General features: G+C 73.5%; 8 protein-coding genes. 3 read left to right on the forward strand and 5 right to left on the reverse strand.

What is annotated here, in order from left to right; genetic code table 11:
- Positions 1-44 precede the first annotated feature (44 nt).
- From ACFU7Z_RS29940 to ACFU7Z_RS29955, 4 genes are all read right to left on the reverse strand, one after another.
- Entirely contained in the window at positions 45-1,205 is a 1,161-nt protein-coding gene (locus ACFU7Z_RS29940) for a DUF2510 domain-containing protein (RefSeq protein ID WP_380780904.1), read from the reverse strand.
- A gap of 154 nt (positions 1,206-1,359) precedes the next feature.
- Positions 1,360-2,160 (reverse strand): 3-oxoacyl-ACP reductase, encoded by an 801-nt coding sequence (locus ACFU7Z_RS29945; protein WP_380780906.1) that lies wholly within the window; start codon positions 2,158-2,160, stop codon positions 1,360-1,362.
- Between the two features lie 7 nt (positions 2,161-2,167).
- The gene (locus tag ACFU7Z_RS29950; protein WP_380780909.1) at positions 2,168-3,547 is read right to left on the reverse strand and encodes an aldehyde dehydrogenase family protein; all 1,380 of its coding nucleotides are present in this window, start codon (positions 3,545-3,547) and stop codon (positions 2,168-2,170) included.
- 3 nt (positions 3,548-3,550) lie between these two features.
- Positions 3,551-4,945, reverse strand: a complete 1,395-nt coding sequence (locus ACFU7Z_RS29955) for a glutamine synthetase family protein (protein WP_380780911.1) — start codon at positions 4,943-4,945, stop codon at positions 3,551-3,553.
- A gap of 165 nt (positions 4,946-5,110) precedes the next feature.
- Here ACFU7Z_RS29955 and ACFU7Z_RS29960 point away from each other — a divergent pair, with 165 nt between their 5' ends.
- From ACFU7Z_RS29960 to ACFU7Z_RS29970, 3 genes are all read left to right on the forward strand, one after another.
- Positions 5,111-5,839, forward strand: a complete 729-nt coding sequence (locus ACFU7Z_RS29960) for a gamma-glutamyl-gamma-aminobutyrate hydrolase family protein (RefSeq protein ID WP_049649881.1) — start codon at positions 5,111-5,113, stop codon at positions 5,837-5,839.
- Between the two features lie 194 nt (positions 5,840-6,033).
- The gene (locus tag ACFU7Z_RS29965; protein WP_380780913.1) at positions 6,034-7,167 is read left to right on the forward strand and encodes a cation diffusion facilitator family transporter; all 1,134 of its coding nucleotides are present in this window, start codon (positions 6,034-6,036) and stop codon (positions 7,165-7,167) included.
- A 59-nt stretch (positions 7,168-7,226) separates the two neighbouring features.
- Positions 7,227-8,129: a 5'-3' exonuclease gene (locus ACFU7Z_RS29970; RefSeq protein ID WP_117491547.1), complete on the forward strand. Its 903-nt coding sequence runs from the start codon at positions 7,227-7,229 to the stop codon at positions 8,127-8,129.
- Positions 8,130-8,197: 68 nt separating this feature from the next.
- Here ACFU7Z_RS29970 and ACFU7Z_RS29975 read toward each other — a convergent pair whose 3' ends face one another.
- Entirely contained in the window at positions 8,198-8,662 is a 465-nt protein-coding gene (locus ACFU7Z_RS29975) for an NUDIX domain-containing protein (RefSeq protein ID WP_380780915.1), read from the reverse strand.
- Between the last annotated feature and the right edge of the window lie 244 nt (positions 8,663-8,906).

Genomic DNA, 8,906 nt, shown 5'->3' on the forward strand with positions numbered 1-8,906 from the left:
GGTTCCCTCCCGGGTGGGCCGCCGCCGTGTGAGGAGCGCGGTGCTCAGGTGGTGGTGCCCCCGGCGCCGCCGGCGCCCGCACCGGAGCCGCCGGAGCCGGGCAGCCCCGGGATGGTCGGCAGCTTGCCCTTGTAGTCGGTGATGCCCTTGACGATGGTGTCCATCACCGCGACGTCCGGCGACTTGTCGGCGATGTCGAAGCCGAAGTGCACCGAGACCAGCGACTTCCCGTCGGCGGACGGGAAGACCACGGTCTGCACGTAGCCGTTGTTGCCCTTGGGCGCGTCCACCTTCCAGCGGACCAGGTAGCCGTCCTGGCCGTTGACCTTCACGGCCTCGGACTTGAGCTCCTGGTGCCCGGTGACGTCGCCGTACGCGGCCTTGGCGGCCGCCGCGATGTCGGCCTTGGCCGCCGCCTGGGCGTCGGTGCCGCCGCCGTCGATCCGGCCGGTGTTGGCCCCGCCGAGGGAGCAGGTGCTCTTGCCGTCCACGCAGGTGTACGAGCCGACGCTGAGCATGGCGTAGCCGTCGGTGGTGGTGCCGGCCTCCCAGCCGTCCGGGACCGGCAGGGTGAGCTTGTTGACCACGTCGATCGCCTGGTCGGTGCTCGGGCGGGTCTTGCCGCCGCCGTTGCCGTTCCCGCCGCCGCCCTTCCCGCCGTTGCCCCCGTTGCCCCCGTTGCCGCCCTTGCTGTCCCCGCCCCCGCCGTTGCCGGGGTCGCCGAAGCCCGGGAGGCCGCCCCACGGGCCGTAGCCGCCGCCCTGCGGGGCCGGGCGGGCACTGCGCGGGGCGCGGTCGCTGTGGCCGTCCACCGCGAGGTAGGTGACCCCCGCGCCGACGGCCAGGCCGAGCAGGGCGGCGACGGTGGTCGCCAGCACCAGCTTGGAGGGCTTGCGCCGGGCCTTGCGCGGCGGCCCGGCGGGCGAGCCGTAGGCGGCGCCGAAGGGCGGCGGCTCCGGGTAGCGGACGGTCGGGCCGCTCTCCAGCACCTCGCCCTCCAGCACCGTGGTCTGCCCGGCCGCTCCCGGCCCCGGGGCCGCGGCGGCCGTCGGCTCCGCCTCCGGAGCCTGCGGTGCCGGGGCGTCCGAGGGTGCGGGCCGGGTGTCGGCCGTCCAGCCCTTGCCGTCCCACCACCGCTGCGGCCTCGGGTCGCCGGTGGTGTTCTTGGGGTCCGGGTACCACCCGGCGGGAATCTGCTCGCTCACGGTAGAGAATCTAAAGGCAGCCGGATAAACGCGAAATCAGCGCGGCCCGGAATTCCCGCCGTTTTCGATGAGATTCCGGTGAGAACCCCGGCTGCGGCCCTTCCTCGGCCCTTGTGCGGCCCTTGTGCGGCCCGACCGCCGAGCCCGCGGGCGGCTACAGCGGTGTGACGTACGCCCCGGAGATGCCGCCGTCCACCAGGAACTCGCTCGCCGTGATGAACGAGGAGTCGTCGCTGGCCAGGAAGGCCACCGCGGCGGCGATCTCCTCGGCCCGGGCGAACCGGCCGAGCGGGATGTGCACCAGCCGGCGGGCGGCCCGCTCCGGGTCCTTGGCGAACAGCTCGCGCAGCAGCGGGGTGTCCACCGGCCCCGGCGAGAGCGCGTTGACCCGGATGCCCTCCCGGGCGAACTGCACGCCCAGCTCGCGGGACATCGCCAGCACCCCGCCCTTGGAGGCGGTGTAGGAGATCTGCGAGGTGGCCGCGCCCATCCGGGCCACGAAGCTGGCGGTGTTGATGATCGAGCCCCGCCCGTGCCGGCGCATGTACGGCAGCGCGGCCTTGCAGCACAGGTAGACCGAGGTCAGGTTGACCTCCTGGACCCTGCGCCAGGCGTCCAGGCCGGTGGTCAGGATCGAGTCGTCCTCGGGCGGCGAGATGCCCGCGTTGTTGAACGCGACGTCCACGCTGCCGCAGGTCTCGTACGCCTCGTCGAACAGCGCCTCGACCATGTACGGGTCGGTGACGTCGGTGTGCACGAACAGCCCGCCGACCTCCTTGGCGGCGGCCCGCCCGGTCTCCTCGTCGAGGTCGGCGCAGACCACCTTCGCGCCCTCCGAGGCGAGCCGGCTGGCGGCGGCCAGGCCGATCCCGCTGCCCGCGCCGGTGACCACGGCGGTGCGGCCGACCAGCCGTCGGCAGACGGGCTCGTCCGGCGCGGCGTGCTTCTCGCTCATCGGGCTGTCACTCCTCGCTGTGGATGAAGACGTTCTTGGTCTCGGTGAAGTGGCGCAGCGCGTCCGGCCCCAGCTCGCGGCCCACCCCGGACTCGCCGAAGCCGCCGAAGGGCGTCCAGTAGCGCACCGAGGAGTGCGAGTTGACCGACAGGTTGCCCGCCCGTACGCCCCGGGCCAGGCGCAGCGCGCGGCCGACGTCCCGGGTCCAGATCGAGCCGGACAGGCCGTAGCGGGTGGCGTTGGCCAGCCGCAGCGCGTCGGCCTCGTCGGTGAACGGCAGGACGGCGGCGACCGGGCCGAAGATCTCCTCGGTGACGGCCGGGACCTCCGGGTCCTCGGGGGCGACCACCGTCGGCGGGTACCAGTAGCCGGGCCCGTCCGGGACCTTGCCGCGGGCCAGCACCGGCAGGTCGGGGGTGAGGTAAGAGGCCACCCGGCGGACCTGGGCGGCCGAGATCAGCGGGCCGAGCTGGGTCTGCGGGTCGGTCGGGTCGCCGGTGCGCAGGGTGTCGACGGCGGGCAGCAGCAGGGCGAGGAAGTCCTCGTACACCTCGCGCTGGACCAGGATCCGGCTGCGGGCGCAGCAGTCCTGGCCGCTGTTGTCGGCGAAGGAGAGCGGGTCGGCGGCGCGGGCCAGGTCGGCGTCGGCGAAGACGATGTTGGGGCTCTTGCCGCCGAGCTCCAGGGTGACCCGCTTGGCGCGGGCGGCGCAGCGGGCGGCGACCTCCTTGCCGACGAGGGTCGAGCCGGTGAAGACGATCTTGCGGACGGCCGGGTGGTCCACCAGGGCGCGTCCGGTGGTGGCGCCCGCGCCGGGGACGGTCTGGAACAGGCCCTCGGGCAGGCCCGCCGCGAGGGCGAGTTCGGCCAGCCGCAGAGCGGTCAACGGGGTGGCCTCGGCGGGCTTGAGCAGGACGGCGTTGCCGGCCGCCAGGGCGGGGGCGAAGCCCCAGGCGGCGATCGGCATCGGGAAGTTCCACGGCGCGATCACCCCGACCAGGCCGACCGGCTCGTGGAAGGTCACGTCCAGGCCGCCGGGGACCGGGATCTGCCGGCCGGTCAGCCGTTCCACTCCCCCGGCGGCGTACTCCAGCAGGTCCCGGACGTTGCCGGCCTCCCAGCGGGCGTTGGCCTGGAGGTGGCCGGCCTCCGCCACCTCCAGGGCGGCCAGCTCCGGGACGTGCACCTCGACCTGGTCGGCGAACCGGCGCAGCAGCCGGGCGCGTTCACCGGGGGCCAGCGCCGCCCAGCCGACCTGGGCCTTCACCGCGCGCCGGACGGCCGCGTCCAGCTGCTCGGGGGTGGTGTCGGGGACGGTGGCGAGCACCTCGCCGGTGGCGGGGTTGCGGACCGTGCTGCTCCCGGCGGTCGCGTTCGGCTCGGTCACGGCTCACATCCGTTCGAAGGATCGGTAGCGCTCCCAGTCGGTGACCGCCCCGTCGTAGGCGGACTGCTCGACCCGGGCCATGTTCAGGTAGTGCTCGACCACGTCGTCGCCGAAGGCCTCGCGGGCCAGTGCGCTGTCCGCCCAGAGCCCGGCGGCCTCGCGCAGCGAGCCGGGCACCCGGGCGTACTCCTCCACCGCGTAGGCGTTGCCGAGGCAGGGCGCGGGCAGGTCCAGCTTGCGCTGCAGCCCGTGCAGGCCGGCCGCGATCATCCCGGCCACCGCGAGGTACGGGTTGACGTCGCCGCCCGGTACCCGGTTCTCCATCCGCAGGCCGGGGCCGTGGCCGACCACCCGGTAGGCGCAGGTGCGGTTGTCCCGGCCCCAGGCGACGGCGGTCGGGGCGAAGGAGCCCGGACGGTAGCGCTTGTAGGAGTTGATGTTCGGCGCGTACAGCAGGCTGAACTCGCGCAGCGCGACCAGCTGGCCGGCCAGGAAGTGCCGCATGGTGTCGGTCATCCGGCCGTCCCGGTCGGCGAAGGCGGGGGCGCCGACGGCGTCGCGCAGCGAGAGGTGGATGTGGCAGCTGTTGCCCTCGCGCTCGTCGTACTTGGCCATGAAGGTGAGCGCGCAGCCGAGTTGGGCGGCGATCTCCTTCGCGCCGGTCTTGTAGACGCTGTGCTGGTCGCAGGTGGTGAGGGCGTCGGCGTAGCGGAAGGCGATCTCGTGCTGGCCGAGGTTGCACTCGCCCTTGGCGGACTCCACCACCAGGCCGGCGCCGGCCATCTCGGTGCGGATCCGGGACAGCAGCGGCTCGACCCGGGCGGTGCCCAGCATCGAGTAGTCCACGTTGTAGAGGTTCGCCGGGGTCAGGCCGCGGTACCCGCCCAGCCAGGCCTGCTCGTAGGTGTCGCGGAAGACCAGGAACTCCAGCTCGGTGCCGATGTCGGCGGCCAGTCCGTACTCGGCGAGCCGGGCGATCTGGCGGCGCAGCAGCTGGCGCGGGGCGGCGTCCACCGGGTGGCCGCCGTGCCGGGCGAGGTCGGCGGTGACCTGGGCGGTGCCGGGCTGCCAGGGGGTCAGCCGCAGGGTGCCGAGGTCGGGGCGCATCGCGAAGTCGCCGTAGCCGGTGGCCCAGGAGGAGAAGGCGTAGCCGTCCACGGTGTTCAGGTCGACGTCGACGGCCAGCAGGTAGTCGCAGGCCTCGGCGCCGTGCTCGGCCACCTCGTCGAGGAAGAACCGGGCGGCGAAGCGCTTGCCCTGGAGGCGCCCCTGCATGTCGGTGAAGGCGAGCGCGACGGTGTGCACCTCACCGGTGTCCACCAGGGCGCGCAGCTGGTCCAGGGTCAGCGGCGGCCGGGGCGGCGAGCCCGCGGCGGCCCGTTCGGGCGTTTCGGACATACCGAACCCTCCTCCTCGATCACTCTTCGAGATCAAACGGTCACAGCGAACCGTACGGCCTGCGACTCGCGGGGCGGAAGAGGGCGGGTGGGTGTCGGGCGCCCGTGGCGCGCCGACGCGCGTGGCTGACGGTGGATCAGGTGCTCCGGGGGGAGAATGCGCGCCATGGATCGCAGGCCTTTGATCGGCGTCAGCACCTACCTGGTGGACGCGAGTTGGAGCGATTGGCGGGGCCGCCGGGTGGCCCTTCTGCCCGAGCGGTACACCGCGCAGGTCCGGGACTCCGGCGGGATCGCGGTCCTGCTGCCGCCGGACGTCCCGGAGCGCGCCCCGGAGGTGCTGGCCCGGCTGGACGGCCTGGTGATCGCGGGCGGGCCGGACATCGACCCGGCGTACTACGGGGAGCCGGCCCACCCGGCGACGGAGGTGGACTCGCCGGAGCGGGACGCCTGGGAGGTCGCGCTGCTGCGGTCGGCGCTGGCGGCGGGGATGCCGCTGCTGGCGGTCTGCCGGGGGATGCAGGTCCTGAACGTGGTGTGTGGCGGGACGCTGGTGCAGCACCTGCCGGACGTGGTGCCGGTGGACGTGCACGGCGGCTCGCCCGGGTGCTACGGCTCGCACCTGGTGCGGCCGGTGCCGGGGACGCTGCTGGGCGGGCTGCTGCCGGAGAGTGAGCTGGAGGTGCCGACCTTCCACCACCAGGCCGTCGACCGGGTGGGGGCGGGCCTGCGGGTGAGCGCCCACGCGCCGGACGGGACGGTGGAGGCGGTGGAGGGGCCGGGGTTCGCGCTCGGGGTGCAGTGGCACCCGGAGCAGGGGGACGACCTGCGGCTGATGCGGGCCCTGGTCCGGGCGGCCACCGCGGCAGTCCTCGACGCGATGGCGCTGGGGTAGATCAACTGGGCGCGGGGGAACGGGAGTTCGGGAGGCCGGCCGGGTGCGGAGTGAGCCGGATCCGGCCGCCCGGACGGGAACGACAACGGTCACCAGTACAACCTTTGGATCTTTGTCGATTCTGCGGTTCACTTCGGTTGCGGGGCGGTCGTATCGCGCCCCCTTTCCCACCCGTGCGCCCAGAGAGGACTTCCATGGCCGGGCACGAGCACTCGCACGATGATCATGCGCATGACCAGAGGCACTCGCCCTCGCACTCGCACGGCTCCGGGGGGCACGCGCATGGTTCGGGCGGGCACTCCCACGGCTCCGGGGGACACGGCGGCCACTCGCACGGCGTCGCCGCCGACGCGGACCGCCGCTGGCTGCTCAGCGCCCTCGCCCTGATCGTCGTCTTCATGGCCGGCGAGGTCGTGGTCGGCTTCGCCGCCCAGTCCCTGGCCCTGATCTCGGACGCGGCGCACATGCTCACCGACGCCGCCTCGATCGTGCTCGCGCTGATCGCCATGCGGCTCGCCGCCCGCCCGGCCCGGGGCGGCTACACCTACGGCCTCAAGCGCGCCGAGATCCTCTCCGCGCAGGCCAACGGGGTCACCCTGCTGGTGCTGTCGGCCTGGCTGGGCTACGAGGCGGTCACCCGGCTGTTCGAGCCGCCGCAGGTCACCGGCTCGCTGGTGCTGATCACCGCGCTGATCGGGATCGTCGTCAACCTCGCGGCCACCTGGTGCATGTCCAAGGCCAACCGCAGCTCGCTGAACGTCGAAGGCGCCTTCCAGCACGTCCTGACCGACCTGTACGCCTTCATCGCCACCGCCGTCGCCGGCGCGATCGTACTGACCACCGGCTTCGCCCGGGCCGACGCCATCGCCTCGCTGATCGTCGTCGCACTGATGCTCAAGGCCGGCATCGCGCTGGTCCGGGACTCCGGACGCATCTTCCTGGAGGCCGCCCCGGCCGGGATCGACCCGGACGCGGTCGCCGACCGGATGGTCACCGAACCGCTGGTCGAGGAGATCCACGACCTGCACATCTGGGAGATCACCTCCGGCCAGCCCGCCCTGTCCGCGCACATCCTCGTCACCCCCGGCGGCGACTGCCACGCGGTGCGGCGCTCCCTGCAGCGCCGGCTCTCGGACGAGTACGGCATCACCCACTCCACCCTCCAGGTCGACCACGTCGGCGAGGACGAGGCCGGCGCGCTGCTGCAGATCGCCACCCCGCCCGACTCCACCGCCGCCCCCAACGGCGCCTCCGCCGCCTCCTCCGCCGCCGAGCACTGCGCCGACTCCCACGGCCCGGTCCACCGCGCCGGACCGCACGAGCACTGAGAACCGGCGGTCCGTCACCGCCGTACGGCATGATCTGAGACGTGACCGCACCGCGACTGATGCTGCTCGACTCCGCCAGCCTGTACTTCCGGGCCTACTACGGCGTACCGGACACCCTGCGCTCGCCGCAGGGTGAGCCGGTCAACGCCGTCCGCGGCCTGCTGGACTTCATCGCCCGGCTGGTCCACGACCACCGGCCCGACCAGCTGGTCGCCTGCATGGACGCCGACTGGCGCCCGCAGTGGCGGGTCGACCTCGTCCCCTCCTACAAGACCCACCGGGTCGCCGAGGCCGCCGAGGACGGCGAGGAGGAGGTGCCCGACACGCTGGCCCCGCAGGTCCCGGTGATCGAGCAGGTGCTGGACGCCCTCGGCATCGCCCGGGTCGGCTCCCCCGGCTACGAGGCGGACGACGTGATCGGCACCCTCACCGCCCGCGCCACCGGCCCGGTGCAGATCGTCACCGGCGACCGCGACCTCTTCCAACTGGTCGACGACGCCCGCGGGATCACCGTGCTCTACCCGGTCAAGGGCATGGGCAACCTCCAGGTCACCGACGACGCGCTGCTCCAGGAGAAGTACGGCGTACGCGGCGCCCAGTACGCCGACATGGCCGCCCTGCGCGGGGACCCGTCCGACGGCCTGCCCGGCGTCAAGGGCATCGGCGAGAAGACCGCCGCCCAACTGATCAACGAGTACGGCGACCTCCCGGCCATCCGCGCCGCCGCCCTCGACCTCGGCTCCAAGCTCACCCCGGCCCGCCGCCGCAACATCGTCGAAGGCGCCGCCTACCTCGACGTCGCCCCCACCGTCGTCCGCGTCGCCCCCGACGCCCCCCTCCCGGACTTCGACCCGGTCCTCCCCCGCGAACCCCTCTACCCCATGACCCTGGAGGAACTCTCCACCCGCTGGGGCCTCGGCACCTCCCTCGACCGCCTCCTGGAATCCCTCGCCACCCGCTGACCCCGATTCCACCCCGGGGCCCGCACGTTCGCCTCGAACGCGCGGGCCCCTGCCCTACCGGCCGACCGCTACGCGGCCGGCCAGCCGTGGTGCGCCAGGCCGCCGGGGTCGGTGAGGGCGCCGCGGATGCCTGCGGCGGGGTACGGGATCAGGTCGTCGGGCAAGCCGCCCTCGGCGAACCAGCGCAGGTCCAGGCACTTCTCGGGCTCGCGGTTGACCGGCTCCCCCTCCCACTCGATGGCGAGGTAGAACAGGCCGAGGCGCAGGGCCGCCGGGCCCTGGTGGTGCAGGACGGTGTAGGCGAGGCGGAGGCGGGCCGGGTCGGTCGTGATACCGGTCTCCTCCGCCAGCTCGCGGGCGGCGCCGTGGGCGGGCTTCTCGCCGGGGTCGAGTTTGCCACTGGGGGCGTGCCACTGGCCGTAGCCGTAGGGGCCGCCGCGCTGGGAGAGCAGGATCTTGCCGTCCGGGGTGCGCAGGACAACGTGGACGTCCACGATCGGGAGCGGGGTGAGGCTGGTTTCGGTGGTGCTCATGTTCTCTCTAACTCCCGTACGGGATTTTGGTGTTGACCGTCCGGTCCGATACCGCTTCCAGGATTGCCTGTGCGGTGTCGGGCTCCGTGGTCAGCAGGACTGCGAAGTCGGGGACGTCCGCGCCGCGTAGGCGGCGGCGAGGAGGATCTCGGAGTCCACACCGTTGGCACCCTGGAGGACGAGGCCGAAGGGCAGGTGTCAGCCCAACAGTTTCGGAGCCCAGCGGCCTCGCTCGACCCGAGCG

The sequence above is a fragment of the Kitasatospora sp. NPDC057518 genome (assembly GCF_042802075.1).
Taxonomy (GTDB): Bacteria; Actinomycetota; Actinomycetes; order Streptomycetales; family Streptomycetaceae; genus Kitasatospora.

Bases quoted from the DNA above. Each gene is read 5' to 3' on its own strand.
- ACFU7Z_RS29945 (WP_380780906.1), bottom strand. From the start codon at position 2,160: ATGAGCGAGAAGCACGCCGCGCCGGACGAGCCCGTCTGCCGACGGCTG.
- ACFU7Z_RS29955 (WP_380780911.1), bottom strand. From the start codon at position 4,945: ATGTCCGAAACGCCCGAACGGGCCGCCGCGGGCTCGCCGCCCCGGCCG.
- ACFU7Z_RS29960 (WP_049649881.1), top strand. From the start codon at position 5,111: ATGGATCGCAGGCCTTTGATCGGCGTCAGCACCTACCTGGTGGACGCG.
- ACFU7Z_RS29965 (WP_380780913.1), top strand. From the start codon at position 6,034: ATGGCCGGGCACGAGCACTCGCACGATGATCATGCGCATGACCAGAGG.
- ACFU7Z_RS29970 (WP_117491547.1), top strand. From the start codon at position 7,227: ATGCTGCTCGACTCCGCCAGCCTGTACTTCCGGGCCTACTACGGCGTA.
- ACFU7Z_RS29975 (WP_380780915.1), bottom strand. From the start codon at position 8,662: ATGAGCACCACCGAAACCAGCCTCACCCCGCTCCCGATCGTGGACGTC.